Raw genomic sequence first — 25699 nt, 5'->3', positions numbered from 1 at the left:
AGCCCGAGGGACGTGAGAGAGCGTGCGGCCCAGACGGGCTGTCAGCAGGCTGCCTAGTCCAGCACCAAACCCTTGCCGCGTCCGCGTGCGAGCATCACGGGATGGATCTCACCGAAGCCACGGACGTTCTCCGACTTCTGGGGAACCAGGACGAAGCGGTCATCCTGTCCAAGGGCGGCCGCAGTCATGGCGTCCACGAGAACCGTCCCGGGCTGCGCCAGCGTAGTCAGCCGTGCAGCCAGATTAACGGTGGGCCCGTAGATATCGCCAAGCCTGGAAAGGATGCGGCCCCACACCATGGATACACGGCATTGCGGCAGGATCTCATCCTCAGTGAAGGCCTGTGCCAGTGCCAAGGAAATCTCCGCTCCAGCAGCGGGGGTTTCAGCGATGTAGAGGACTTCGTCGCCCACGGTCTTGACCAGTCGTCCGCCACCCACGGAAATGATCTCGGCGCATTTATTCTCAAAACGCTGCACCAACTGGGCGAGCGTTTTCTCGTTCATGCGGCGCGACAGGCTGGTGTAAGAGACAAGGTCAGCGAATCCCACGGCACGGGCCAAGGGCAACGGCGAATCGTCTTCGTCACCCTCCCGACCCTCCTCGCTGGCCTGCAGCCCCGCCTCCGCCCGAACGGCAAGCCGCTGAACGCCGGCGTTGAGCTGGCGGCGGTAGGAGTACACCAGGATCTCTTCGAGGGAATCCACCAGGGCAGGCAGCTGCCCGACCAACTGTTTTCGGGCTACGGCATCAGGGATTCCCTGTTCGGAAACCATGTCCTCCACCAAGGCTTCGATTTGCCACACCACCATGCGGTCCGTCATTTGGCCGATGGAACGGGTAACTGAGATCGCGGCTTCCTCCGTCAGGAGCCCTGCACGCACCAAGTCCAGGATGCTGGATAAGGCAGCTTGGTCGCGTTCAGTAAACGCCACGTCCTCGTCCCCAAAGTTAGGGAATCCCAGCGCGCGCCAGATTTTGCGTGCCGACAGGATGGACACGCCTGCACCGGCCGCAACTTCACGACGCCGGAGCTTTCGTTCTCCGCCAAGGAGCTTCGCCTCAAGCGCTTTAATAGCCAGGCGCTCCGCGGACATCACGCCAGTGGGCGGACCTGTTTGCACCGACGCCGGAGCAGGCCCGACCTCAGTCTCCTCGTCGACGGAAGGTTCCGGTACGGCGTCGAACTCCTGGTCCAGGTCCTCGCCGGACTGCTGATCCTCAACGCTCATCTCTTCCACCTTCTCTCAACTCCCATGGCAATTCTTCAAAATCCCTCAGTACTTCACCCTCAAAAACCTCACCTTGCGGGAGTTCGTCCATCGCGTCAAGAATGAATCCCCGGAACTTCCCCACTTCGGGGACATCGGCCAGGACGGCTATTCCGGAGTGCCCGGTATCCAAGGATATATTCCCTGAGTGCAATGCCCGTTGGAGCATGCTTTGCTGGACACCAACGTTGCGGACGGCCATCAGCGATACCTGCCAATCACTGCGCCGAAACATTCCGTTCTTGGCAAGTACACGCCTGCTCGTCAGGACGTACTTGATCGACCGCCACCGCAACACACGCTTGAGGCTGTACGCGGCGAGGAACCACCCCGCGAGCACAACAACGGTCCCCACCAGCCAAGGCGTCCATTCGGCAGTGATGAACGGCACCAGGCGCTGGGGGTTTTCCCTGACGATCCAGGCACAGGCAAAACCCGTCAGGGCGGGTACCACGATGAAGGCCAGCACCGGAAAGAAGAGCGAACGGCCCTGTTGGCGCGTAATCGTGATGACCTGCTCCCCCGGAAGTAACTCTTTACGCATAACCGCTTTCTGTGGCGCGCAAGTGCACCACATCTCCGGCTGTCACTACGTGCTCCCTGCCGCCGTGGTCAACCACCAACAACGAGCCATGCTCGTCCAGGCGCGAGGCGTGGCCCACGAGTTCGTGGTCCCCAGGCAAGTGAGCGCGCACTTCCCGGCCCAACGTCACCATGGCCGACTCGACGCGCTTGTGTAGGGACGGGCCGCCTACCAAACCGGCCGCAGGATCTCCCTCGGAGTTGCAGAAACTGCGGTACAACCTGGCAAAGCGGGAAAGGTAGCTTTTCAGCAGCGCGGTGCGGTCCGTCGTCGTGGCCCCTTCGAGGGCAAGCGAGGTCGCTGTGGGAACCGGAAGTTCCTCCTCGGCCAAGGACACGTTGAGGCCAACACCCAAGATGACGGCCGGAACGGAGCCATCGCCCAGCGGAGTCATCTGGGCCAGGATGCCAGCCACCTTCCGCCCGTTGACCAGCACGTCATTGGGCCATTTGATCTCCGCGGTGATTCCGGCGGTTTCCTGCAGGGCCTCACGCAGGGCCACCGCAGCAAGGAGCGACAGCCAGGAATAGCTCTGCGTCGGGACCGGCATTCCTTCTGCCGTTACGGGGCGCAGCACCATGGAGACGGACACCGCCGACCGCTCGGGTGATTCCCAGTGGCGGTCCAGCCGGCCGCGCGCCGCCGTCTGGTGTTCGGCGGTCAACACGGAAAGGTCGGCCCACTTTTTCGGTTCCACCGTCACAGCCCTTACGAGGTCCTGGTTGGTGGATCCCGTGGAATCGACAATCTTCAGCTGGGAGATGCCGGTAGCCGACAAGAAGTCCGACTGGAGCAGAGCATCACGGTCCAACGCCCTACGATCCACAGAGGAACGCGAGTGCCCGGACGTGACCTCTCCGGACAAGACCTGGGGTTCGCTGCTCTCTGGCTGTTCGGCATCCATAGCTGAATCCTATCCAGTTGCGACGTCCCCGGATGATGGCTGCGCTGAAAAACGGCTATGAATCTCCCTAAAGGAAGATGTCCGGCACCAAGCGATCTTCGGGCGCGCCGAGACTGTACGGAGTGAAGTCCGAAACGCCGGCAGCGCGCAGCACCTCTTCGTCTGTATAGAAATTCCCGGTAGCACCCGAACCCGTCAGCACGGCGTGCGCGGCATCGGCCATGATCTCCGGTCCGCGGGCCGCCTGCACGATCTGCTGCCCACCGGGCATGTTCCGGATCGCAGCCGTGTCAATCAAGGTGCATGGCCAGAGCGAATTGACCGAGACGCCGTCGTTCTTCAGCTCTTCGGCGAGTCCCAGCGTGGTGAGGCTCATCCCGTACTTGGCCATGGTGTAGGCCAAGTGCATACCGGCCCATTTCGGGTCCAGGTTAAGGGGAGGAGACAAGGTGAGGATGTGGCCGTGGCTGGATTCGCGCAAGGTGGGCAGGGCCAGCTTGGACAACAGGAACGTGCCGCGGACGTTGATGTCCTGCATGAGGTCGTAGCGCTTCATGTCCACGGCGTCGGTGCGGGAAAGGTCGATCGCCGAGGCGTTGTTAACCACGACGTCGATGCCCCCGAAACGCTCGACGGCGGCGGCGACTGCTGCGGCGACGTCGTCATCATTGCGGACGTCCCCGACGAGCGGCAGCGCCTGGCCGCCCGCTTCGACCAACTGTTCCGCGGCGGTAAAGACGGTCCCCTCGAGTTTGGGGTGGGGGTCGCCGGTCTTGGCCATGAGCACGATGTTGGCGCCGTCGCGGGCCGCACGGGTGGCGATGGCCAGGCCGATGCCACGGCTGCCGCCGGACACAAGGATGGTCTTGCCCTTGAGCGAAGCGGAGGCAACATAGGGGCTGGTGCGTTGCGTGTGACCCTCTGTTGAGGCGGAGGAAGCGCCGTTGCTTGAAGTCATGGGGACACTCTAACCCAACTATGTTACTGGCGGGTAACATAGTGTTGGCTTTGGCGAGGGCACGGAAAATTGTAGGGTTTCTACAGCGGTTCGCGGCAGAGGCGTCACTAGACTGGCCTGCGGGGCCTGTTCTTTGTACGGAAGCTACTTAAGTCAGCTACTTGTCCGTGCCGGGGATTGCGCCAGCGAATATCAGCTACAGAGCCGGAGACACTTGATGAGCCACGATCTGACAACGACAGCGGGAAAGATTGCCGACTTCCGCGACCGCCAGGCCCGTGCAGAACAGCCTTCCGGCCCGGAAGCAATCGAAAAGCAGCACGCGCGCGGCAAGAATACCGCCCGCGAACGCATCGACCTCCTCGTCGATCCCGGATCGTTCGTCGAGTTCGACGCCCTCGCAGTCCACCGCTCCACCGCTTTCGGCATGGAAAAGAAGAAGCCGCTCGGCGACGGCGTGGTCTCCGGATACGGAACCGTGGATGGCCGCCTCATCGCCATCTACAGCCAGGACTTCAGCGTCTACGGCGGCTCGCTGAGCCAAGTCAACGGTGAGAAGATCGTCAAGGTCCAGGAATTCGCCCTCCGGAACGGTTGCCCGGTTGTCGGGATCAACGACGGCGGCGGCGCACGCATCCAGGAAGGCGTTGCTTCGCTGGCGATGTTCGCGGACATCTTCCGCAACAACGTGCACGCTTCCGGCGTGGTCCCCCAGATCTCCCTCATCATGGGCCCGTGCGCCGGCGGCGCTGCCTACTCCCCCGCGCTGACTGATTACGTGGTCATGGTGGACAAGACATCCCACATGTTCATCACCGGACCTGACGTCATCAAGACAGTCACCGGTGAGGACGTGGACATGGAAACCCTCGGTGGCGCGCGGCAGCACAATGCCACCACCGGCACCTCCACCTACCTGGCTTCCGACGAAGCCGACGCGATCGAATTCGTCCGAGAACTCCTGGACTTCCTGCCCTCCAACAACCTGTCCGAGGCCCCGGTGGTGGAGCACGACCAGGAACTGGAACTGAACGACGACGACCACGCGCTGGACGGCCTGATCCCCGACTCCGCCAACCAGCCGTACGACATGCGCAAGGTCATTGAGCAGATTGTGGACGACGCCCACTTCCTGGAAATGCAGTCGCTCTACGCTCCCAACGTGATGATCGGCTACGGCCGCGTTGAGGGCCACACCGTGGGCATCGTGGCCAACCAGCCCATGCAGTTCGCGGGAACGCTGGACATCTCTGCCTCGGAAAAGGCTGCCCGCTTCGTCCGTCACTGCGACGCCTTCAACATCCCCATCATCACGCTGGTTGACGTCCCCGGCTTCCTGCCCGGCAAGGACCAGGAGTTCCAAGGCATCATCCGCCGCGGCGCCAAGCTCCTCTACGCCTACGCTGAAGCAACCGTTCCCAAGCTCACCGTCATCACCCGCAAGGCCTACGGTGGCGCGTACATCGTGATGGGCTCCAAGAAGTTGGGCGCTGACCTGAACCTCGCTTGGCCTACGGCCCAGATCGGCGTCATGGGTGCCCAGGGGGCAGTGAACATCCTTTACCGCCGCGATCTCGCTGCCGTAGCCGAGGCCGGTGGCGACGTCGAAGCCAAGCGCGCCGAAATCATCCAGGGCTACGAGGAAGAGCTGCTCAACCCGTACCAGGCGGCGCAGCTGGGCTATGTTGACGCAGTCATCGCTCCCTCGGATACCCGCCTGCAGATCATCCGCGGACTCCGGGCCCTCCGCGACAAGCGCGCGAGCCTGCCCACCAAGAAGCACGGAAACATCCCGCTGTGATGGCGCCCAAGCATCGCGCCGATTTGGCGCCTGACGGAGCAGCCGCCGCATCGCCTGCCGAACCGATGTTCTCGGTGGTCAAGGGCGAACCGACGACCGAAGAGCTCGCGGCGCTTGCCGCCGTCGTGGTTTCGCTGGGAGTCCGGCAGGAAGAGGCCTCGTCCAAGCCGAACGTCCGGCACTGGGTGCGTCGCCAACAACTCCGCCTGGACTCCACACCGGGTCCAGGTGCTTGGAAGCGCAGCCGGGGTTAATTCCCTCCTCTGTAGAAAGTTCAACAACCCTTTCACGTAAGCGTTGTCGCGGCTAGGCTCTGTGGGTGACTACTGCAAACACTCCCGTACGCCCTAAGTCCGCCATCGATGCCGTGGCTGACGCGTATACAGAAAAGCTGATCGAACTCAATCCCAGCTTCGCCACCACGCTGGGCTTGCCGGGACACGAAACGGAATACCAGGACTACTCGCCTGCCGGGGCTGAGGCGCATGCGGAGGCCACAAGATTGGCCTTGGATGCCCTGGCAGGCCTTGAACCGTCCGATGATGTGGACGCCGTCACCCTGGACGCGATGCGCGAGCGGCTCGGCTTGGACCTGGAGATCCACGAGTCCGGCTGGGATGAGGCCGACCTCAACAACATCGCCTCCCCCGCCCAGGACATTCGCGCCATCTTCGACCTCATGCCCACGGACACGGTGGAACAGTGGGAACACATCGCCGGCCGTGCTGCGAACGTTCCTGGTGCGATTGAGGGCTATATTGCATCACTTCGCTCGGCTGCTGCCGCCGGAAAAATATCCGCCGCCCGCCAAGTGCGGATCGTCATTGAGCAGACCGGCAGGTACGCGGCAGAGGATGGTTTCTTCGCCAAGATGGCGTCAACGGCCGCCGTTGGTGATCAGCCGCTGCCTGCGGACGTTCAGTCAAAGCTCGACGCCGGGACTGCGGCCGCGCGTTCTGCGTACAGTGCCTTGGGCGACTTCCTTCGGGACGAGCTCCTCCCCGTAGCCCCGGAGAAGGACGCCGTGGGCCGTGAACGGTATGCCCTGGCGTCCCGTTCGTTTATTGGCGCCGAAGTCGACCTGGAAGAAACGTACGCCTGGGGTGTCCAGGAGCTCGAGCGGCTCATCAGCGAGCAGGAAAAGGTTGCCGGCCAGATTAAGCCGGGCGCCTCCATTGAAGAAGCCAAGAGCATTCTCAATAACGATCCCGCCCGCCAGATCAAGGGCACGGACGCCCTCAAGGCCTGGATGCAGGAACTCTCCGACCGTGCAGTCTCTGAGCTCGCCGATGTCCACTTCGACATCCCCGACGTCATGAAAACCCTCGAATGCATGATCGCCCCCACCGATGAAGGCGGCATCTACTACACCGGCCCTTCCGACGACTTCTCCCGGCCCGGCCGCATGTGGTGGTCCGTACCGGCAGGCGAAGACACTTTCACCACCTGGTCCGAAACCACCACAGTGTTCCACGAAGGCGTTCCCGGGCACCACCTCCAGGTAGCTACGGCCACGTATCGCCGCGAACTCCTCAACAACTGGCGCCGCAATGCCTGCTGGGTGTCCGGCCACGGAGAAGGCTGGGCACTCTACGCCGAGCAGCTCATGCTTGAACTGGGCTACCTCAAGGACCCGGGCGACCACATGGGCATGCTCGACGGCCAGCGCATGCGTGCTGCCCGCGTGGTGTTCGACATCGGCGTCCACTTGGAACTGCCCGTCCCCGAACGCTGGGGCACGGGAACGTGGACTCCCGAGAAGGGCTTCGACTTCCTCAAAGCCAACCTCGACATCAGCGAAGGCCAGCTCCAGTTCGAATTCACCCGCTACCTTGGATGGCCAGGCCAGGCCCCGTCCTACAAGGTGGGCCAGCGTTTGTGGGAGCAAATCCGTACAGAGCTTGAATCCCGCGAAGGCTTCGATCTCAAGTCCTTCCACAGCAAGGCGTTGAACATCGGTTCGGTTGGCTTGGACGTGCTGCGCCGGGCGTTGCTGGGCTAGTTTTCCTGTGCGCACCCCTTCGGCGCCGGGATCGCACCCGTTTCCCCATTTCGCACCAGTGGTTACGGGTGCGATCGGCGCAAACGGGTGCGGGGGTCAGCACCTTGGCCAGAGATCATCGCCACACGTCATGCGGGAATAACTTCACAAAACTCCGGCTCTACGCCGAAAGCAGGGGCGTCGCGGGGCAAACAGATTGAACGGCCCCGTAACATTTCTCAACGTCCGTTCGCTATGTTATTTGCGATGCACCTAACGTGTTCCGGTGAGCACCTCAACCAACACTTCCCCAGCAGCTGGCAAGACCGGCTTCCGGCTCCCCAAGTGGGCCGGTTCCTTCGGCGTCCAGATCATCGCAGCCCTCATCATCGGTCTCGTCCTTGGCCTCATCGCCAAGTACACGGGCAGCACCAAGACTGCACCCAACGGCCTTGGCGCTACTCTCCAGACGATTGGCTCCAGCTACGTATCGTTGCTGCAGACCGCCGTCGTTCCTTTGATTTTCACCGCCGTGGTGAGCTCCATTGCGAACCTGCGCCAGGTCTCCAACGCCGCGCGGCTGGCGTGGAACACTCTGCTGTGGTTTGCCATTACCTCGCTGGTATCGGTACTGATCGGCATCGGCCTGGGTGTACTTCTGCAGCCTGGTGCAGCAACCGGCATCACCGAAGAAGCCAAGTACGCCGGCAAGACCGGTGACTGGTGGGCGTTCCTGATCGGCCTGTTCCCCAAGAACTTCCTCGGACTCGGCGCCAGCTCCACCGTCACCGAGAGCGCCAACGCCGCCACCACTGTCAGCACCGCAGTGAACTTCAACGTGCTCCAGATCCTGGTGATCGCAATCGCAATCGGCGTTGCCGCCCTCAAAGTGGGCAAGCAGGCCGAGGCCTTCCTGACCTTCAACGCATCCGCGCTGGCAGTCATCCAGAAGGTCCTGTGGTGGATCATCCGCATCGCCCCGCTGGGCACCATCGGCCTGATCGGTAACGCTGTGGCCATCTACGGCTGGGACACCATCGGCTCATTGGGCAAGTTCACTGCCGCTATCTACATTGGCCTGGCACTGGTGCTCTTCGTCCTCTACCCCATTTTGGTCCGCGTCCACGGCCTGTCCGTCAAGCAGTACTTCTCCGGTGTTTGGCCGGCGGTCCAGCTGGCGTTCGTCTCCCGTTCCTCGATCGGCACGCTTCCGCTCACGCAGCGCGTCACCGAGCGGAACCTGGGCGTCCCCTCCGGCTATGCTTCCTTCGCTGTGCCGCTGGGCGCCACTACCAAGATGGACGGCTGCGCAGCGATTTACCCGGCCATCGCTGCGATTTTCGTGGCACAGTTCTTCGGCATCAACCTGGACTTCAGCCAGTATCTGCTGATCGTTCTGGTCTCCGTTCTCGGTTCCGCCGCTACGGCAGGCACCACCGGCGCCGTCGTCATGCTCACGCTGACCCTGTCCACGCTGGGACTCCCGCTTGCCGGCGTCGGCCTGCTGCTGGCGATCGACCCGATCCTGGACATGGGCCGCACGGCCGTCAACGTCGCGGGCCAGGCACTGGTCCCGGCCATCGTGGCCAAGCGCCAGGGCATCCTGGATGAGTCGCTGTACAACGCACCCCGCAACGGTGCAGCGTTCGCGGATGAGTTCGCAGCCGACAAGGCAGCGGCAGAAGTCAACGAGCGCGAACTGGCCGATTCAAAGGCCTAAGACTCAGCCGCTTCGCAAGGGCACAAATCCCCCGGGGAGTTCTCCCCCGGGGGATTTCCCCGTTTAAGGGGTCGAGTCTGGATAGGCTCGGACCATGTTGATCGTCACCTCCAACGAAATCCCAGGCCACCGCATCGATGCCGTCTTCGGCGAAGTCATGGGCCTCACTGTCCGTTCACGCGATATCGGGTCGCAAATGCTTGCCGGCTTCCGCTCCCTTGGCGGAGGCGAGCTGCCCGAAATGACCAAAGCCCTCTACGAAAGCCGCCAGGAAGTCATGGCACGCATGGTCAACGAAGCGCAGCAGCGTGGAGCCAACGCCATCGTGGCCATGCGCTTCGACACCTCGGAAATGGGCACTAACTGGACCGAAGTGTGTGCCTACGGAACCGCCGTGTACGTGCTGCCGCTGGGTGAGGGTGAGCCCGGAGCAACGGGCCAGTCCATCTACCTGACCAAAACCGCAGCCCAACAGTCATCCCAGCAGGGTCAGCCGACTCCGCCCGCTCCCCCGGCGCCCCCAACACAGTTCTAGCCCCACGCGTCCGAGTCCCGCTCTGGTTCGTCCGCCACCCCGTTCAACGGTGGGCTGGACGAACCAGGGCGGGACTTTTCGCGTGCCCCAAGGACCGCCAAATTGCGCAGAGTGCAAACTTGCACTTAGTGTAAGTATGTGACCCATACCAGTAGCCAGGAAGCCACTGCGGAGTCGTCCACCACTGCTGAGCCCGCTACCCCTTCACGGCGCCAACTCAACAAGGCGGCCACCCGCAGCTCCATCGCCTCCGCAGCCCTGGACCTTTTGCGCAGCAACGGGCCCGGAAATTTCACCGTAGAAGACATCGCGGCCAGCGCGGGTGTCTCACGGCGAACCTTTTTCAACTACTTCCCAAGCCTCGAAGCTGCCCTGGCCTCCGTTGCCGACGGCTTTATGGACCACGCGCTGGAGCAGTTCCGGCTGCGTCCCGCAGATGAGTCCATCCTCGAATCCGCGCAGGCCGCCCTCATGGCGCTGGCCGATCCCATGTCCGTGGCTCCCATGGCCGAATTGTTCAGCCTGACGCAGGACAACCGTCAGCTGGCCCGCTCCGAGCTCGAAGCCTGGGAGCACTGCACCGAGCAGATCATTGACGCTGCCCGCGGCCGGCTCGGCGCCGGCATCAGCGAGCTCTACCTCCATGCCCTCGCAGGCTCCGTCATCTCCTGCGGCAAAGCGGCAATGACCGTCTGGTTCGCCGAACACGGACCGGACCTTTCCCCCAAATCCCTCGCCGTCCTCCGCCAGCACCTCATCGATGCGATGGGCCTTCTCGGCACCGGCTTCGCGCCGCCGTCGGACGCTTCCCTACGCGCCTCAGCAGCCTCAACTTCCGTTTCAACCACCAAAGATCGGTTCTGACATGGCCTCGTTCCTCTACCGTCTCGGCAAATTTTCGTATCGCCGCCGCTGGCTGGTCATCTCCATTTGGCTGGCCGTCATGGTGGCAGTGGGCGGCTCGGCCGCAGCGTTCCACGGCACCATGTCCAACAACTTCACCATCCCGGGCACCGAAACCCAGCAGATGGCGGACAAGCTGAAGGATGCCCTGCCCGATTCGTCAGGCGGCTCGGCCAGCGTAGTTTTCGACGCCGGAGACGCAGGCTTCGACCAAGCCAAGAAGGACGCGGTCGCCGCTGCGCTCATCAAGCTGGAAGCCATGCCGGACGTGCAGGGCACCGTAAACCCCTTCACAACGCAGGAGCAATTGGACAAGGCCGCCGCGGACCTTGCCGCCGGTGAAGCTAAGGCCGCCGAGGGACAAACCCAGTTGGACGCCGCTCGCTCCCAGCTGACTGCAGGCGAAGCTCAGCTCGCTGGGGCGGAGCAGCAACTGGCCGCGGCCGGCCTCAGTCCTGCACAGATTGAAGCGCAGCTGGCTACGCAGCGCGCCGAACTCGCCGCAGGCAAGGAAAAGCTCGACGCCGGAATCAAGGAAGCGGCAGACGGCGCCACCACGCTGGCCCTCGGCAAGCGACAGCTTGAGGCCTCCGAGGGTATGCGTTTTGTCTCCAGTGACAACAGAGCTGCAATCGCGCAGGTCCAGTTCAAGACCTCGATCAACGCCGTTGACCCCGCCGTCCGCGAGGAAGTCCAGGAGATCGTCCACGGAGTCTCTTCCGCCGGTGTTACTGCCTACGCCAGCAAGGAAATTACCGAGGACGTCTCTGAGATCTTCGGCATTGCCGAAATCGTGGGAGTCGCAGTCGCTGCCCTTGTCCTGATCCTGATGCTCGGCACGCTTATCGCGGCTGGCCTGCCTCTTTTGATGGCGCTGATCGGCGTCGCAGTAGGTGTCGGGGGAACGTTCGCGCTCACCAGCGTGATCGACATGAGCTCCATCTCGCCCATGCTTGCCCTGATGCTCGGACTCGCTGTTGGCATCGACTACTCCCTCTTCATCGTCAACCGCCACCGCACGCAGCTCCTGTCCGGTATGGACGCAGAGGAATCTGCGGCCCTGGCCACCGGTACCTCCGGTAACGCCGTGCTTTTCGCCGGCCTCACGGTCATCATCGCCCTCGCCGCCCTGGTGGTTCCCGGGTTGCCGTTCCTCGCAGTCATGGGTGTTGCGGCCGCAGCAACAGTCGGCGTGGCCGTCGTCGTAGCTTTGACCCTGACGCCCGCCGTCCTGGCCCTGATTGGCCGCCGACTCATTTCCAAGCGCGCCTGGGCCAAGGCTGCGAAGCACAACGCCGAGCCCGGCCACGAAGCTGCGGACAGGGAACGCGAAGAGAAGCGCAGCAGCGGTGGCTGGGGCGGTATGGTCACGCGTCACCCGTGGGTTGCCCTCGTGGCAAGCGTCGCCCTGCTGGGTGCCTTGGCGTTGCCGGCATCGCAGCTGCGGCTGGCACTTCCCGACGGCGGCTCCGAGCCAGTGGATTCGCAAGCCTTCAAGGCCTACGACCTCACGCGCAGCAGCTTCGGCGAAGGCGTAACGGGACCGATCGTCGTCGTTGGCGAATTCCCCGAAGGCCTCAGCGAAAACGATGCCAGGAACAAGCAGTTCGACGTCGCGGACCAGCTCCGCAGCGTAGAAAACGTCATTGCCGCCGTGCCGGTCGCATTGAGCGACGACCGCCGCACCGCCGTCTTCCAGGTCATTCCGAAGGAGGGTCCCGCCAGCGCCGGCACCGTTCAGGTCGTGTCCGATCTCCGCGCCAAGGGCTCAGCAATTCAGGACGATCTGGACGTGACCATCGGCCTGACCGGCCAAACCGCAGGCAACATTGACGTCTCCAACAAGCTCGGCGCGGCGTTGCCGCCGTACTTGGCGATCGTCGTCGGGCTGTCACTGCTCCTGTTGTTGCTGGTGTTCCGTTCCATCGTGGTGCCCCTACTGGCCACCGGTGGATTCCTGCTCTCGCTGGCCGCTGCCTTCGGTGCCGTGGTTGCCGTGTATCAGTGGGGCTGGCTGGGAGGCATCTTCGACGTCGCCAATCCCGGCGCTGTTCTGAGCTTCCTGCCCATCATCCTGATCGGTGTGCTGTTCGGCCTGGCGATGGACTACCAGGTGTTCATCACCTCCGGCATGAGGGAGTCCTTCATGCACGGTGAGTCCGCAAAGCACGCTGTCCGCTCCGGGTTCAGTCACGCCGCAGCAGTGGTCACCGCGGCCGCGATCATCATGGTCAGTGTGTTCTCCGGCTTCATCTTCAGCCACCTCACCATGGTCCGACCACTCGGCTTCGCGATGGCATTCGGTGTGCTGATTGATGCCTTCGTGGTCCGCATGACGATTGTTCCCGCCGTGATGTACCTCCTGGGCGAGAAGGCCTGGTGGCTGCCCAAGTGGCTGGAACGGATCCTTCCGGATGTGGATGTGGAAGGCGCCAAGCTGGACCGCAGTGATCGCCGGAAGGCCTCTGCCGAGGAACTCGTCCACTAGCCCTCTCTCACGTAACAGCCAATATTCTCGAACGCTCTCCCACTTGCGTGACGCAAGTGAGAGAGCGTTCGGTTTAAGCACGCGGGATGTGATCGAGCGTCAGGGGGAAGCACGCGGGACGTGATCGAGGGCCGTATTAGGCTGGGACCGTGACCCGATTGATCCTTGCCTCCCAGTCCCCCGCCCGCACCAAGCTCCTCACGGAAGCAGGGATCCGGCATCACGTCCTGGTCTCGGACGTCGACGAGGATGCGGTGCAGGCAAAGTACGGCGTGACTGACGCCCACGACACCGCGCTTTTGCTGGCCCGCGCCAAGGCCGAGGCCGTTGCCGCCCTGCCCGAAGCCGAGGGTGCCTTAGTGATCGGTTGCGATTCGGTGTTCGAGTTCGACGGCGAGTCCCACGGCAAGCCCTACACCGCGGAGGTCGCGCGGGAACGAATGCTGCGGATGAGCGGCTCGCAGGGAGTGCTCCACACGGGCCACTGGCTGGTTGACTGCCGGGACACCGCCGCTGACGCGGACGAAGAAGCAGGCGCAGATGAAACTCCCGAAGGCACGGGCGCCACCGTTGGCGCGGTATCGAGCGCTGAGGTCCACTTCGCCCGGATGAGCACGAACGACATCGATGCCTACATCGCCACCGGAGAACCCCTTCACTGTGCCGGTTCCTTCACCATCGATGGCTTGGGCGGGGCCTTCATCCGCAAGGTCGACGGCGACCCGCACGCCGTCGTCGGGCTTTCCATCTCCACCCTTCGGGACCTGCTGGTCCATGCGAACGTGGGCATCACGGAGCTGTGGGACACGGATAACCAATAGAAGTAGTTTGTAGCAAACCTACAAAGGAACATCGCATCACACACGGAATCCCCCATCAATATGGGCGGAACCCTCACAATCGCGCTAGGCTCCTCAAGGACAGAAGGAGTCAACAACTTGTCAGCTAACCCGGCGCAGCCCATTTCCAGCCCTCTCACCAAGGTCTTGATTGCCAACCGCGGCGAAATCGCGGTCCGCATCATCCGAGCCGCCCGGGACGAAGGCATCGCCTCCGTAGCCGTTTACGCCGACCCCGACCGTGACGCCCTCCATGTCCGCCTCGCCGACGAAGCCTACGCTTTGGGCGGCAACACCGCAGCCGAGTCGTACCTGGTGATGGACAAGATCATCGACGTCGCCAAGCAGTCAGGTGCCGACGGTATCCACCCCGGCTATGGCTTTCTGGCCGAGAACGCCGAGTTTGCGGCCAAGGTCATCGACGCCGGCATCACGTGGATCGGCCCCTCCCCCGAGGCCATCTCGGCCCTGGGCGACAAGGTCCAGGCCCGCCACATCGCCGAAAAAGTAGGCGCACCCCTCGTCCCCGGCACGGCCGACCCTGTGGAGTCCGCCGACGAAATCCTGAAGTTCGCCGAGGAATTCGGCCTTCCCATCGCGATTAAGGCTGCCTTCGGCGGCGGTGGACGCGGCATCAAGGTCGCCCGCACCATGGACGAGATTCCCGAGCTCTACGAATCAGCCGTCCGTGAAGCAGTGGCCGCTTTCGGTCGCGGCGAATGCTTCATTGAGCGTTTCCTCGATGCTCCGCGCCACGTCGAAACCCAGTGCCTGGCCGATGCCTTCGGCAACGTTGTGGTGGTTTCCACCCGCGACTGCTCCCTGCAGCGCCGCAACCAGAAGCTCGTTGAGGAAGCCCCGGCTCCGTACCTCAGCGAAGAGCAGAACAAGCGCCTGTACGAGTCTTCCAAAGCAATCCTAAAGGAAGCCAACTACCTCGGCGCCGGCACCTGCGAGTTCCTGGTGGGCCAGGACGGCACCATTTCCTTCCTCGAGGTGAACACCCGCCTCCAGGTGGAGCACTGCGTGTCCGAAGAAGTCACGGGAATCGACCTCGTCCGTGAGCAGTTCCGCATCGCCCGCGGTGAAGCCTTGGGCTACGACGACCCCGAAGTCCGTGGCCACTCCTTCGAGTTCCGCATCACCGGCGAGGACCCGGGCCGCAACTTCATGCCCGCCCCCGGCACCATCACCACGCTGAAGAACCCGACAGGCCCCGGCGTCCGGATCGATTCCGGCATTGAGCAGGGCGACGTCATCAGCGGCAACTTCGACTCCATGCTCTCCAAGCTGATCATCACGGGCGCCACCCGCGAGCAAGCCCTCCAGCGTTCACGCCGGGCGTTGGAGGAGATGGTGGTTGAGGGCATTCCTACTGTCATCCCCTTCGACCTCGCAGTAGTCACCGATCCCGACTTTGCTCCGACGGAAGGACCCTTCAAGGTTCACACCCGCTGGATCGAGACCGAGTTCGTCAACAGCATCCCGGCATGGTCTGCCAACGGCGCGGGCGCTGAAGCGTCCGACGCCGGTGAGCGCCAGCGCGTCGTCGTCGAGGTCGGTGGCAAGCGGCTTGAGGTCGTCCTGCCGTCCGGCCTGGGCGGTAGCATCGCCGCGGTTTCCGGCGGTTCGGGCACCAAGTCCGGCAAGTCCAAGAAGCGCTCCCGTTCAGCTGGCGCGACGGCTGCGGCTGCGGGCGGCGACGCGCTGACGTCCCCCATGCAGGGCACCATCGTCAAGGTGGCAGCTTCTGAAGGCGACGTTGTGGCTGAGGGCGACCTGATCGTGGTTCTCGAAGCCATGAAGATGGAACAGCCACTGACCGCCCACAAGGCCGGTACCGTGCGCGGCCTCGCTGCCACCGCAGGCGAGACAGTCGCCGCAGGTGCAGTCATCGCCACCATCGAGGACTAACGCCAAGAACCTCTTAACGACGTCGGCCCCGCACCGTTTGGTGCGGGGCCGACGTCGTTATTTGGCTACTTAGGCAACGTTGTTCTCGTAGTCCGTGTCCTTGGTTTCACGCGTGAGCCACAGCGCGACGAAGGTGACCACAGCGGCGGCTGCCATGTAGGCGCCCACCAGCCAGGTGCTGCCGTCGGCTACAGACCAGAGGGCAATGGCTACGAAGGAGGCCGGTGCCGCTCCGATCATGGAGGACAGGTTATACGCCACTGCTGAACCCGTGTAACGGACGTTGGCCGGGAACAGCTCGGGAAGAATGGCCGCCATGGGGCCGAAGGTCAGGCCCATGAGGGTGAACCCCACAATGAGGCCAACCATGGCCGCTGCCTGGCCGGGGCCAAACATGGTGAACCAGAGCGCACCGAAGACGAAGATGCCGGCGGTGACGCCCAGCAGGAACTTGCGTCGGCCCCACTTCTCGGCGAGCGGCCCGGAGACCATCGTGAAGATACCGAAGAAGACGACGCCGATGATCAGCATCCAGAGGAAGTCGGACCTGGTGATTCCCAGGCCGGGGACGAATGCTGCGACCTGCTCCGGGGTCATGGGCGTACCGGCCTTCTCCGCTGCTGCCTGGGCGCCGGCCAGCGTGGGCTTGGTGCCGTAGGACAGCGTGAACGTGGTCATGATGTAGAAGAGCACGTAGGTGGCGAACATGATGAACGTACCGGCCACCACGGGGCGCCAGTGGCTCTTGAGGGTAGCCGCGAGGGGCAGCTTCTGCACCTTTTCCTGCTGAATCACCTTGGTGAAGGACACGCTCTCCACCAGCTTCAAACGGACGTAGAGGCCCACGATGACCAGGACCGCGCTGAGCAGGAACGGAACCCTCCAGCCCCAGGCGAGGAATTCTTCGGCACTTAGGGACACGTTCATCCAAATGAAGATGACGTTGGCGATGATGAAGCCGATGGGTGCGCCCAACTGCGGGAACGTTCCGTAGATGGCCCGCTTTCCCTCGGGCGCGTTCTCCGTGGCGAGCAATGCTGCGCCGGACCATTCTCCACCCAGGGCCAGGCCTTGGAAGAAGCGCAGGATGACCAGCATGATCGGCGCCAGGATGGCCCATCCCGCCATGGAGGCCGTGGGCAGGAGGCCGATGAGGAACGTTGCAATACCCATGGTCAGCAGGGATGCAACCAGGGTGCCCTTTCGGCCGATCTTGTCACCAAAGTGGCCGAAGACCACGGCGCCGACGGGACGTGCGAAGAAGGCAACACCGAAGATGGCGAACGCACTGAGCAGCGCGTTGATGTCAGTGGCGTCCGGGAAGAAGAGCTTCGGGAAGACGAGTACCGACGCGGTGGCATAGGCGTAGAAGTCGTAGAACTCGATCGTCGTGCCGATCAGGCTCGCGAAGATCACCTTGCCCCGCGAGTTCACTGGCTTAGTGGACTCGCCTTCCTTGGATGGTGCAGTGGAAGACATGTATTTGCAGCTTTCTTTCACGCCGGCCGATTCTCCAGGAGGCCACCCGGCGAAGGATTATTCGAGAGTTCAATAATAGTTCCCGCTGTCCATTGAATGGACAACAAAGTCCAACATGCGGACGAACGGAAAAATCTCATCTTGTGGTCCGCGCCACATTACCTCACCATCGCCTCACGCGCCGGTGACCCCGCCGATAGGGAAATGTCACAGCACGTTTACAAACGGCGCCCGTCCGCGAAATGCGCGAAACCTACCTTGGAATAACAACGTCCCCCACCAAGGAGGCACTCCGTGACTGTTGACCGCTCCGCAGATGAACTGGCCCCCGTCCAGTCCACTGCCACCGCCGCCCCCGCCCTTGAACACCGCCCCGGCCGCTGGATTGCCAACTGGGATGCCGAGGACAAGGGCCAGTGGGAAGCCGAAGGCCGGTCCATCGCCAAACGCAATCTCTACTGGTCGATCTTCGCCGAATTCCTCGGATTCGTCGTCTGGCAGCTGTGGTCCATTGTGGTGGTCCAGCTCCCCGCAGCCGGCTTCCAGTTCGATACCAACCAGATCTTCTGGCTCATCTCCATCCCCAGCCTCGTAGGCGCCACGCTCCGCATCCCCTACACGTTCATGGTTCCCAAGTTCGGTGGCCGGAACTGGACCATCGTCTCGGCGCTGCTCCTGCTGATCCCCACCACAGGCCTCGCCATCTGCGTATCCAATCCGGAAACACCTTTTGGCGTCATGCTCCTTATGGCCGGCCTCGCCGGATTCGGTGGCGGCAACTTTGCCAGCTCGATGGCCAACATCACCTTCTTCTACCCTGCCCGTGAAAAGGGTTGGGCACTGGGCCTGAACGCTGCCGGCGGTAACCTCGGTGCCGCCGTCGCACAGCTTGTTGTCCCTATCGCCATCACGCTGCTGGCTGCCGGGACCGTCAACCTGCCGATGGCAGGGATCATCTGGATCCCGCTGATCATCATCGCCGCCTTCGGCGCCTACAAATACATGAACAACCTCACCAGCGCCAAGGGTGATGTGGCTGGTTCCCTGGCTGCCCTCAAGGAACCGCACCTGTGGATCATGGCGTTCCTCTACATCGGTACGTTCGGCTCTTTCATCGGCTTCGCGGGCGTCTTCCCCAAGCTGATCAAGGACTACTTCCCGGACTTCTCCTCCATCCACGTCGGCGCGGTGGCACTCTCGCTGGCCTTCCTGGGCCCGCTGGTCGGTTCATTGGCCCGCCCCTACGGCGGACGCATGGCAGACCGCATGGGCGGTGCCCGGATGACCATCGCATCGTTCGCTTCCATGGCTGTCATCACGCTGACCATGATCTGGACGCTGCCCCTGAAGAACTTCTGGCTCTTCCTCACCTTGTTCCTGCTGCTCTTCCTGGCCAGCGGCTTCGGAAACGGTGCAACGTACCGCATGATCCCGGTCATCTTCGCAACATCCAGCCGGGCAGCCCGTGCGGGCGCCCCGAGCGCCACCACCGCACGACTCGCTTCTTCCTCACTGGGCCTGATCTCCGCGATCGGCGCCTACGGCGGGTTCGTAATTCCACAGGTGCTCAACGCTTCCAACACGGCCAGCGGCTCCTACACCCCGGCGTTCTACGGATTCGTTGGAGCCTATGTCCTCATGCTCACCGTCTGCTGGGTCTGCTACATCCGCCCCGCCCGGAAGCGCAACACGATCGGACACATCTAGATGCCCAACGGCGCCGATACCCACTGCCCGTACTGCGCGCTCCAGTGCGCCATGACGCTGACCCCGGCTGCACCTGCAGCCGGGGCAGTGCCCGCGCCGGAGGCAGCACCCGCCCCGCCCTTGGAAGTATCCGGGCGCGACTTCCCCACCAACCGGGGCGGGCTGTGCCGCAAAGGCTGGACATCGGCGTCGTTATTGCGTCACAACGGCCGCGTCACCGAACCGATGCTCAAAGGTTCCGACGGCGTGCATCAGCCCATCTCGTGGGACCAAGCACTCATGATCATCACCGCTGCCGTCAAGGACACCCAGCAGCAGTACGGGAATGACGCCGTGGGCGTATTCGGCGGCGGCGGCCTCACCAACGAGAAGGCGTATCTGTTGGGCAAGTTCGCCCGCCTGGCCTTGCGCACCTCACGGATCGACTACAACGGCCGCTTCTGCATGTCTTCGGCCGCAGCTGCGGGCAACCGGGCGTTCGGCGTGGACCGCGGCCTTCCCTTCCCTGTTACGGACCTGGACACCGCGTCCGTGATCCTCATGCTCGGTTCCAACGTTGCCGAGACCATGCCTCCGTTCGTCCAGCACCTGCAGGGCGCACGCGACGCCGGTGGGCTGATTGTGGTGGACCCCCGCCGCTCGGCTACTGCGGCGTTCACGTCCGACGGCGGCGGGCTCCACTTGCAACCGACGCCCGGCACCGATCTGGCTCTCCTTTTGGGCATTAGCCACGTGGTGGTCCACGAAGGACTGGCCGATGCTGAGTACATCGCGGCCAACACCAGCGGCTACGCCGCGGTGGTGCGCAGCTTGTCCGCGTTCTGGCCCGAGCGCGTGCAGTCCATCACCGGCGTCCCCGCCACCTTGATCCGCGAGACCGCCCGCCGCTTGGCGCAAGGAGCCTGCGCTGGCGGCAGCTATATCCTCAGCGGCCGCGGAGTGGAACAGCATGTGGACGGGACGGACACCGCCACTGCGGCGATCAACCTGAGCCTCCTCCTGGGCCTGCCCGGCTCGGCCCGCAGCGGCTACGGCACGCTCACCGGCCAAGGCAATGGCCAGGGCGGCCGCGAACACGGGCAGAAGGCCGACCAGCTTCCGGGCTACCGCAAGATCACCGATCCCGCCGCCCGCGCGCACGTCGCCGGTGTGTGGGGCATCGACGAGTCGCTGATCCCCGGCCCCGGCCTCCCCGCCGTCGAACTTCTCAAGTCCCTCGGAAAGCCCGACGGCGTCCGGTGCCTTTTCGTGCACGGGGCCAATGTGGTGGTGTCGGCGCCCGATACCAACGCAGTGATCCAAGGCCTCCGCAGCCTGGACTTCCTGGTGGTTTGCGACTTCTTCATGTCCGAGACCGCAGCTGAAGCGGACCTGGTTCTGCCTGTGACCCAGTGGGCCGAGGAAGAGGGCACGCTGACCAACCTTGAGGGTCGCGTGATCCGGCGCCGCCGAGCGCTGACTCCTCCTCCGGGCGTTCGCAGCGAGTTGTGGCTCATGGCGCGGCTGGCGGAACTGCTGGACGCCCCTTCAACCTTCAGTGACGATCCCGAGACCGTTTTCGAAGAGCTTCGCTTGGCTTCCGCCGGCGGCCTTGCCGACTACTCGGGCATCGATTACGCCATGCTGGACCGTGGTGAAGCTGCCTACTGGCCCTACCCCGTGGGCAGCGCCGGGACGCCGCGACTCTTCGCCGACGGGTTTGCCCATGCCGATGGCCGGGCCGTCATGGTTCCGGTGACGCCGTCCAAGCGGGCTGTTCGTTCGTTCGCGGATGATTCACTGGCCCTGGCAACCGGCAGGCTTCTGGAGCACTACCAATCCGGTGCGCAGACCCGACGCGTGAGCGAGCTCCTGGCGTCGCAGCCCCAGGCCCGGCTCCTCATTCACCCGGGAACGGCGGCTTCACGCGGCATTGCCGACGGCGACTACACCACCGTGACAAATGAGCGCGGTGAAGTGCTCTGCCGTGCCGAGCTCAGCAACTCGGTCCGCCCTGACACTGTCTTCCTGCCGTTCCACTTCCCCGGCCAGGAAAACGCCAACCGCCTCACCGAGGCGACCACAGATCCCATTTCCGGCATGCCGGAGTTCAAGACCAGCCGGGTATGGGTCCGGAAGGCAGTCTCCACCCAGGAACGGGTTCCAGCTGGAATCCGGCTGCCACTGCACGTCAAGGAGGCATCATGAGCGAGCGCATTGTTGTTGTTGGATTCGGGCCCGTAGCTGCCCGTCTCGTGGACGAACTGCTCCCCGCCGTCCGCTCGGGACTGGTGCAGCTGCTGGTGGTGGGCCAGGAAACCGAGGCAGCGTACAACCGCGTGATGGTGGCCGAGCTGGGCGTCGGCCGCACCACAGCCGAGGCTCTCGCGATGGCTGATGCGTCCGAGCTGGAAGCCGACGGCGTGGAAGTGCGGTTGGGCGTCAAGGTCAAAAGGATCGACCGTGCCCGTCAAAACATAGTTCTGTCCGATGACAGCACTGAGCACTATGACCGACTGGTGTTCGCCACCGGGTCCCGTCCCGTCATTCCAAACCTCACAGGGCTCAACCCGGATCCTTCCAGGCCGGTGCTTCCGGCCGGCGTCACGGCATTGCGTGACCTACAGGATGCTGCGGTACTTCGGGCGGCGGTGGCCGACGGAAAGCGTGTGGTGGTGCTGGGTGGCGGCGTGCTTGGCCTGGAAACCGCCTTGGCTGCCTCGGAAGAAGGCGCCCAAGCAACTGTGGTTCACAATGGCCCCTTCCCCCTCGGCAGGAGCATTGACCGCGGCAGTGGATCCGTGCTCATCAACAGTCTGCGAGCCGGCGGTGTCCGGATGGCAGGGAATGCACGTTCTACTGGTGTGGAGACGGCAGGACCGGGCGGCAGCTTCTCGGCTTTGCTGCTGGATGACGGCTCGGCGATCGACGGCGACCTGCTGGTTCTGTCATGTGGTGTGCGCCCCCGCATCGAACTGGCGGAAGGCTGTGGCTTGCCTGTTGCGACAGGGATCCTCGTGGACCACCACCTCCGGACCTATCACGAGCCCCACATGTTCGCGATCGGCGACTGCGCTGAAGTGCGCTGCCCCGATGCTGCCTGCGTTGATTGCCGGACAGCCGCTGGGCCCTCCGGCCTGGTGGGTCCGGGCTGGCGGCAGGCTGAGTGGTTGGCCGAGTACCTCGTGGTCCTGGCCCGGGATGGCCAGGCCGCCGCAGATGCCTTGGAAGCGCTGCCCATGGAGAAGCCCGGGGTGGTTGTCCTGAAGGCACGCGGCATCAACCTGGCCGTGGCGGGCGACAACCAGGCCGATCCATGGGACGAGGAGTTGCTGGAAGCAGGTGCCGCGTCCGGGCGTGCCCGCCGGCAAATCTCCCAGTGGGCCGATCCCGAACACGGCCGCTACGTAAAGATGACCACCCGCGGAGGAGTGCTGGAAGGCTTGGTGGCCGTAGGTATGCCCCGGACTGCTGCCGAGCTGGTGGTGCTCTTCGAGCGTTCCTCGGAGCTGCCCGCGGACCGCTCCTTGCTGCTCCGCCTGGATGGACCTGACCAGCTGGATGCCGGCGCCACGAGCAACGATCCCCAACGGACCGTGTGCCGCTGCGCCGGGGTGAGTGCGGCCAGCATCGAGGACTCCGTGGTGGAAGGCTGCAGCACCGTGGGCGAGGTAGCCAAGGCCACCCGCGCCGGAACAGGCTGCGGAGGGTGCCATGAGGACATCAAGGGGATCATCGAAAAACACTTCCAAGCGGCTGCCGCCTGAAGCCGCTTAGTCCTTGCTCCGATTCGGGGGTTCCCTGCGGATCATGCCGTGCGCACGGCACGATCCGCGGGGGGCCATCGAAACGGGCGCCACGCTGGTCAGCGTGGAGCTACATGTGCACGTGCAAGCGCCGCGCAGCCTCCGAGATGGAGCCGGTCAGCGACGGGTACACCGTGAAAGCGCTGGCTACGTCATCAACGTGAAGCTTCTGGGTCACCGCGACGGAGATCGGGAAAATGAGCTCCGAAGCGTTGGGCCCAACCACCACGCCACCGATCACGGTGCCGGATCCCTTGCGCGCGATGATCTTGACGAAGCCGTCCTTGGTGTTCCGCATCTTGGCGCGGGCATTGCTGAGCAGGGACAACATCACCACGTCGCCCTGGTACTTGCCGGACGCGAGGTCGGCCTCTGAGACGCCCACGGAGGCGATTTCAGGTGACGTGAAGATGTTGGACGCCACCTGGTTGAGCTTCAGCGGCTTGACGGCATCACCCATGAAGTGGGCAATCGCAATGCGGCCCTGCATGGCTGCAACGGATGCGAGCGCGAAGACGCCGGTGCAGTCGCCGGCGGCGTAAATGTTGGGGGCAGTGGTGCGGGAAACGCCGTCCACCTTGATGTGCCCGGACTCGGTCAGGGTGACGCCTGCTTCTTCAAGGCCGATGCCCGCGGTGTTGGGGATGGAGCCAACACACACCAGGCAGTGCGAACCTGTCACCACCGATCCATCACCCAGGGTGACCTTCACGCCGTCGTCGGTTCGCTCCACTGCGTTGGCGCGGGACTTCGACAGGACGCGTACGCCACGGCGTTCGAAAACGCCTTCCAGCAGCTTGGCGGCATCTGTGTCCTCGCCGGGCAGAACCTGGTCACGGCTGGAGATCAGGGTGACCTTGGAGCCCAAACCGTTGTAGGCGGATGCGAACTCGGCGCCAGTAACGCCCGAACCCACAACAATGAGTTCTTCGGGAAGCTCGTCCAGGTTGTAGATCTGGGCCCAGTTGAGGATGCGTTCGCCGTCGGGCTTGGCGGTGGGAAGTTCACGCGGGTGAGCACCAACAGCCAGCAGGATCGCGTCGGCGTCGATGGTGCGTGTTCCTTCGAGGGTGAGGACCTCGATGGTGTTGTTGTCCAGCAGCTTGCCGGAGCCGATGACGATCTCCACGCCCAGGCGCTCGAGGCCTGCACGGATGTCGTCAGACTGGCCATGAGCCAAGGTCAAGACGCGATCGTTGATGTGTTTGAGGTCGGCACGAGGCTTGGAGGCCGTGCCGTCGCCGTCGAACTTCACTCCGAGTTCGTCCGCCTCACCGACGCGCGTCATGAGGTCGGCGGTGGCAATAAGGGTTTTGGAAGGCACGACGTCGGTCAGCACCGCGGAGCCGCCGAGGCCTGCCCGTTCGACGATGGTGACGTGCGCGCCGAGCGAGGCGGCAACCATGGCAGCTTCATATCCGCCGGGACCACCTCCAAGGATCGCGATACGGGGGGCACTGAAGTCAACTTGGGTGGTCACAATGCTCAATTCTCGCTCATTGCCACGCCGGTTGCCACCCAGCCCAACCTCACTCCGCTCCGATCCCTACCAAAGTCCTGTAGCCGCAAGGTAGCTTGTACCAGTGAGTAACACTGAGCTGATGAACACTGACCCCTTTGAGGCCGCGAAGGCCGCCGCGGACTTCATCGCCGCGGAGACCGGCGTCGAGTCCCATGACGTAGCCCTGGTGCTCGGATCCGGATGGGCGGAGGCCGCCGACCTGATTGGTGAAACCACCGCCACACTGAACGCCTCCGAGGTTCCCGGTTTCCACAAACCAGCGGTGGTGGGCCATGTTGGCACCATCCGGTCCGTCCTCACCAAGGAGGGCAAACGAGCCCTGGTCCTGGGCGCCCGGACGCATTACTACGAAGGCCGCGGCGTGCGGTCCGTAGTCCATGGCGTACGCACGGCCGCAGCAGCCGGATGCAAGACGCTGGTGCTCACCAACGGTTGTGGGGGGCTCAATGAAGATTGGACCCCCGGAACTCCGGTGCTGATAAGCGACCACATCAACCTCACCGCAACCTCACCGCTTGAGGGCGCAACGTTCGTCGACCTTACGGACCTCTATTCCTCACGGATCCGCGACCTGGCTCGTGAAGTTGATTCCTCCCTGCAGGAAGGGGTGTACGCACAGTTCACGGGCCCGCACTACGAGACGCCGGCAGAGGTCCAGTACGCCAAACGGATCGGCGCAGACTTGGTGGGCATGTCCACCGCGCTGGAAGCAATCGCCGGCCGCCACGCAGGGATGGAAGTTTTTGGCATCTCCCTTGTCACCAACCTTGCAGCCGGCATCAGCCCTGTTCCTTTGAGCCACGCGGAAGTCCTCGAAGCCGGTCACGCGGCGGGAAAGCGGATCTCGAAGCTTCTGGCGGAGATCATCGCCAAGCTCTAGGGCGAAACGTCTGCAGAATGCGGGGTCACCACCAAAGGTGGCCCCGCATCGCTATTTAAGGGTTTGCGCTAACAATTCCGGAGGAGAAGTAAACGCACAGTAAATTCTCAGGATAAATCTGATTTGTTGCGAAACATTTGATTGAAGCTGCCGGGATGTGTCACGCGCGCACGTTGCCAATGTAAGCGCTTGCGCAAGTACTGACGAGTAACCGAAAAAGCCCGCGAAATGCCCTTTGCCCTCAGACCTAACACGTGTCTAGCGTGGAGAGTGCCCCGGTAAGTCGACGTGCCGGAGCCACCGCGGCGGATAGCTACAAAGCTCCCCCGCACCTCGAAACGATGGCGTCCCTCGATGACGCCTACAGCGGATCGGTGGACGCCTGAGTAGAGAACCCCCAACAGGGGGTCAGGGCATGCGCCCCACTCC

General features: G+C 63.6%; 20 protein-coding genes. 14 read left to right on the top strand and 6 right to left on the bottom strand.

All coding sequences use genetic code 11. The features are described 5' to 3' along the window. Window positions 1-53: 53 nt before the first annotated feature. The 4 genes from AC6CH8_RS02485 to AC6CH8_RS02470 all read right to left on the bottom strand — a co-directional run bounded on the left by AC6CH8_RS02485 (window position 54) and on the right by AC6CH8_RS02470 (window position 3716). Window positions 54-1232: an adenylate/guanylate cyclase domain-containing protein gene (locus tag AC6CH8_RS02485; protein WP_091466255.1), complete on the bottom strand. Its 1179-nt coding sequence runs from the start codon at window positions 1230-1232 to the stop codon at window positions 54-56. Next, window positions 1222-1815, bottom strand: a complete 594-nt coding sequence (locus AC6CH8_RS02480; protein WP_498188528.1) for a PH domain-containing protein — start codon at window positions 1813-1815, stop codon at window positions 1222-1224. The genes AC6CH8_RS02485 and AC6CH8_RS02480 overlap by 11 nt, the downstream gene beginning before the upstream one ends. Continuing rightward, the gene (locus AC6CH8_RS02475; protein WP_091466251.1) at window positions 1808-2758 is read right to left on the bottom strand and encodes a biotin--[acetyl-CoA-carboxylase] ligase; all 951 of its coding nucleotides are present in this window, start codon (window positions 2756-2758) and stop codon (window positions 1808-1810) included. Before AC6CH8_RS02475 ends, AC6CH8_RS02480 begins: the two co-directional genes overlap by 8 nt. Before the next feature lie 67 nt (window positions 2759-2825). Next, complete coding sequence (locus tag AC6CH8_RS02470; RefSeq protein WP_498188527.1) at window positions 2826-3716, bottom strand: SDR family oxidoreductase; 891 nt, start codon at window positions 3714-3716, stop codon at window positions 2826-2828. Window positions 3717-3933: 217 nt separating this feature from the next. Between AC6CH8_RS02470 and AC6CH8_RS02465 the strand changes: the two genes are divergently transcribed. The 9 genes from AC6CH8_RS02465 to AC6CH8_RS02425 all read left to right on the top strand — a co-directional run bounded on the left by AC6CH8_RS02465 (window position 3934) and on the right by AC6CH8_RS02425 (window position 15897). Further along, the gene (locus AC6CH8_RS02465) at window positions 3934-5517 is read left to right on the top strand and encodes an acyl-CoA carboxylase subunit beta (RefSeq protein WP_178996528.1); all 1584 of its coding nucleotides are present in this window, start codon (window positions 3934-3936) and stop codon (window positions 5515-5517) included. Next, window positions 5514-5771 (top strand): acyl-CoA carboxylase subunit epsilon, encoded by a 258-nt coding sequence (locus AC6CH8_RS02460; protein WP_498188526.1) that lies wholly within the window; start codon window positions 5514-5516, stop codon window positions 5769-5771. The genes AC6CH8_RS02465 and AC6CH8_RS02460 overlap by 4 nt, the downstream gene beginning before the upstream one ends. Window positions 5772-5836: 65 nt before the next feature. Further along, the gene (locus tag AC6CH8_RS02455) at window positions 5837-7519 is read left to right on the top strand and encodes a DUF885 domain-containing protein (protein WP_498188525.1); all 1683 of its coding nucleotides are present in this window, start codon (window positions 5837-5839) and stop codon (window positions 7517-7519) included. Between the two features lie 265 nt (window positions 7520-7784). Beyond that, on the top strand, window positions 7785-9218 hold the full coding sequence (locus AC6CH8_RS02450) for a dicarboxylate/amino acid:cation symporter (protein WP_091466240.1): 1434 nt from the start codon (window positions 7785-7787) through the stop codon (window positions 9216-9218). A 94-nt stretch (window positions 9219-9312) separates the two neighbouring features. Further along, on the top strand, window positions 9313-9753 hold the full coding sequence (locus AC6CH8_RS02445) for a YbjQ family protein (RefSeq protein ID WP_091466238.1): 441 nt from the start codon (window positions 9313-9315) through the stop codon (window positions 9751-9753). A gap of 138 nt (window positions 9754-9891) precedes the next feature. Further along, window positions 9892-10617, top strand: a complete 726-nt coding sequence (locus AC6CH8_RS02440) for a TetR/AcrR family transcriptional regulator (RefSeq protein WP_498188524.1) — start codon at window positions 9892-9894, stop codon at window positions 10615-10617. 1 nt (window position 10618) lies between these two features. Continuing rightward, window positions 10619-13144 (top strand): MMPL family transporter, encoded by a 2526-nt coding sequence (locus tag AC6CH8_RS02435; protein WP_498188523.1) that lies wholly within the window; start codon window positions 10619-10621, stop codon window positions 13142-13144. A 149-nt stretch (window positions 13145-13293) separates the two neighbouring features. After that, entirely contained in the window at window positions 13294-13965 is a 672-nt protein-coding gene (locus AC6CH8_RS02430; protein WP_429331603.1) for a Maf family protein, read from the top strand. A gap of 60 nt (window positions 13966-14025) precedes the next feature. Beyond that, window positions 14026-15897, top strand: a complete 1872-nt coding sequence (locus AC6CH8_RS02425) for an acetyl/propionyl/methylcrotonyl-CoA carboxylase subunit alpha (protein WP_498188522.1) — start codon at window positions 14026-14028, stop codon at window positions 15895-15897. Window positions 15898-15966: 69 nt separating this feature from the next. Here the strand turns inward: AC6CH8_RS02425 and AC6CH8_RS02420 are convergent, their stop codons facing one another. Beyond that, complete coding sequence (locus AC6CH8_RS02420) at window positions 15967-17376, bottom strand: MFS transporter (RefSeq protein ID WP_091466231.1); 1410 nt, start codon at window positions 17374-17376, stop codon at window positions 15967-15969. Window positions 17377-17670: 294 nt separating this feature from the next. Between AC6CH8_RS02420 and AC6CH8_RS02415 the strand changes: the two genes are divergently transcribed. Genes AC6CH8_RS02415 through AC6CH8_RS02405 form a run of 3 tightly spaced genes read left to right on the top strand, consistent with a single transcriptional unit; the run spans window position 17671 to window position 22829 of the window. After that, the gene (locus AC6CH8_RS02415) at window positions 17671-19083 is read left to right on the top strand and encodes an MFS transporter (protein WP_091466229.1); all 1413 of its coding nucleotides are present in this window, start codon (window positions 17671-17673) and stop codon (window positions 19081-19083) included. After that, window positions 19084-21270: a molybdopterin oxidoreductase family protein gene (locus tag AC6CH8_RS02410; protein WP_498188521.1), complete on the top strand. Its 2187-nt coding sequence runs from the start codon at window positions 19084-19086 to the stop codon at window positions 21268-21270. Then, on the top strand, window positions 21267-22829 hold the full coding sequence (locus AC6CH8_RS02405; RefSeq protein ID WP_498188520.1) for an FAD-dependent oxidoreductase: 1563 nt from the start codon (window positions 21267-21269) through the stop codon (window positions 22827-22829). Before AC6CH8_RS02410 ends, AC6CH8_RS02405 begins: the two co-directional genes overlap by 4 nt. A gap of 109 nt (window positions 22830-22938) precedes the next feature. On the opposite strand, the gene AC6CH8_RS02400 is transcribed toward AC6CH8_RS02405, so the two are convergent. Further along, window positions 22939-24348: an NAD(P)H-quinone dehydrogenase gene (locus AC6CH8_RS02400; protein ID WP_091466225.1), complete on the bottom strand. Its 1410-nt coding sequence runs from the start codon at window positions 24346-24348 to the stop codon at window positions 22939-22941. 121 nt (window positions 24349-24469) lie between these two features. Between AC6CH8_RS02400 and AC6CH8_RS02395 the strand changes: the two genes are divergently transcribed. Both AC6CH8_RS02395 and AC6CH8_RS02390 read left to right on the top strand, forming a co-directional pair. Next, a complete protein-coding gene (locus tag AC6CH8_RS02395) occupies window positions 24470-25270 on the top strand; it encodes a purine-nucleoside phosphorylase (protein WP_179019401.1) in 801 nt (266 codons plus the stop codon). A 254-nt stretch (window positions 25271-25524) separates the two neighbouring features. Continuing rightward, a complete protein-coding gene (locus AC6CH8_RS02390) occupies window positions 25525-25656 on the top strand; it encodes a hypothetical protein (RefSeq protein ID WP_498188519.1) in 132 nt (43 codons plus the stop codon). Window positions 25657-25699 lie beyond the last annotated feature (43 nt).

It is taken from the genome of Paenarthrobacter sp. GQ52 (genome assembly GCF_059759005.1).
The sequence above is the reverse complement of the archived record's forward strand: the minus strand, read 5'-3'. Positions and strand labels throughout refer to the sequence as shown.

What these genes read in the sequence shown, in the direction of transcription:
- AC6CH8_RS02465 (WP_178996528.1), top strand. Translation starts at nt 3,934, where the DNA reads ATGAGCCACGATCTGACAACGACAGCGGGAAAGATTGCCGACTTCCGC.
- AC6CH8_RS02395 (WP_179019401.1), top strand. Translation starts at nt 24,470, where the DNA reads ATGAACACTGACCCCTTTGAGGCCGCGAAGGCCGCCGCGGACTTCATC.
- AC6CH8_RS02435 (WP_498188523.1), top strand. Translation starts at nt 10,619, where the DNA reads ATGGCCTCGTTCCTCTACCGTCTCGGCAAATTTTCGTATCGCCGCCGC.
- AC6CH8_RS02485 (WP_091466255.1), bottom strand. Translation starts at nt 1,232, where the DNA reads ATGAGCGTTGAGGATCAGCAGTCCGGCGAGGACCTGGACCAGGAGTTC.
- AC6CH8_RS02420 (WP_091466231.1), bottom strand. Translation starts at nt 17,376, where the DNA reads ATGTCTTCCACTGCACCATCCAAGGAAGGCGAGTCCACTAAGCCAGTG.
- AC6CH8_RS02425 (WP_498188522.1), top strand. Translation starts at nt 14,026, where the DNA reads ATGGGCGGAACCCTCACAATCGCGCTAGGCTCCTCAAGGACAGAAGGA.
- AC6CH8_RS02470 (WP_498188527.1), bottom strand. Translation starts at nt 3,716, where the DNA reads ATGACTTCAAGCAACGGCGCTTCCTCCGCCTCAACAGAGGGTCACACG.
- AC6CH8_RS02480 (WP_498188528.1), bottom strand. Translation starts at nt 1,815, where the DNA reads ATGCGTAAAGAGTTACTTCCGGGGGAGCAGGTCATCACGATTACGCGC.
- AC6CH8_RS02405 (WP_498188520.1), top strand. Translation starts at nt 21,267, where the DNA reads ATGAGCGAGCGCATTGTTGTTGTTGGATTCGGGCCCGTAGCTGCCCGT.
- AC6CH8_RS02410 (WP_498188521.1), top strand. Translation starts at nt 19,084, where the DNA reads ATGCCCAACGGCGCCGATACCCACTGCCCGTACTGCGCGCTCCAGTGC.
- AC6CH8_RS02475 (WP_091466251.1), bottom strand. Translation starts at nt 2,758, where the DNA reads ATGGATGCCGAACAGCCAGAGAGCAGCGAACCCCAGGTCTTGTCCGGA.
- AC6CH8_RS02445 (WP_091466238.1), top strand. Translation starts at nt 9,313, where the DNA reads ATGTTGATCGTCACCTCCAACGAAATCCCAGGCCACCGCATCGATGCC.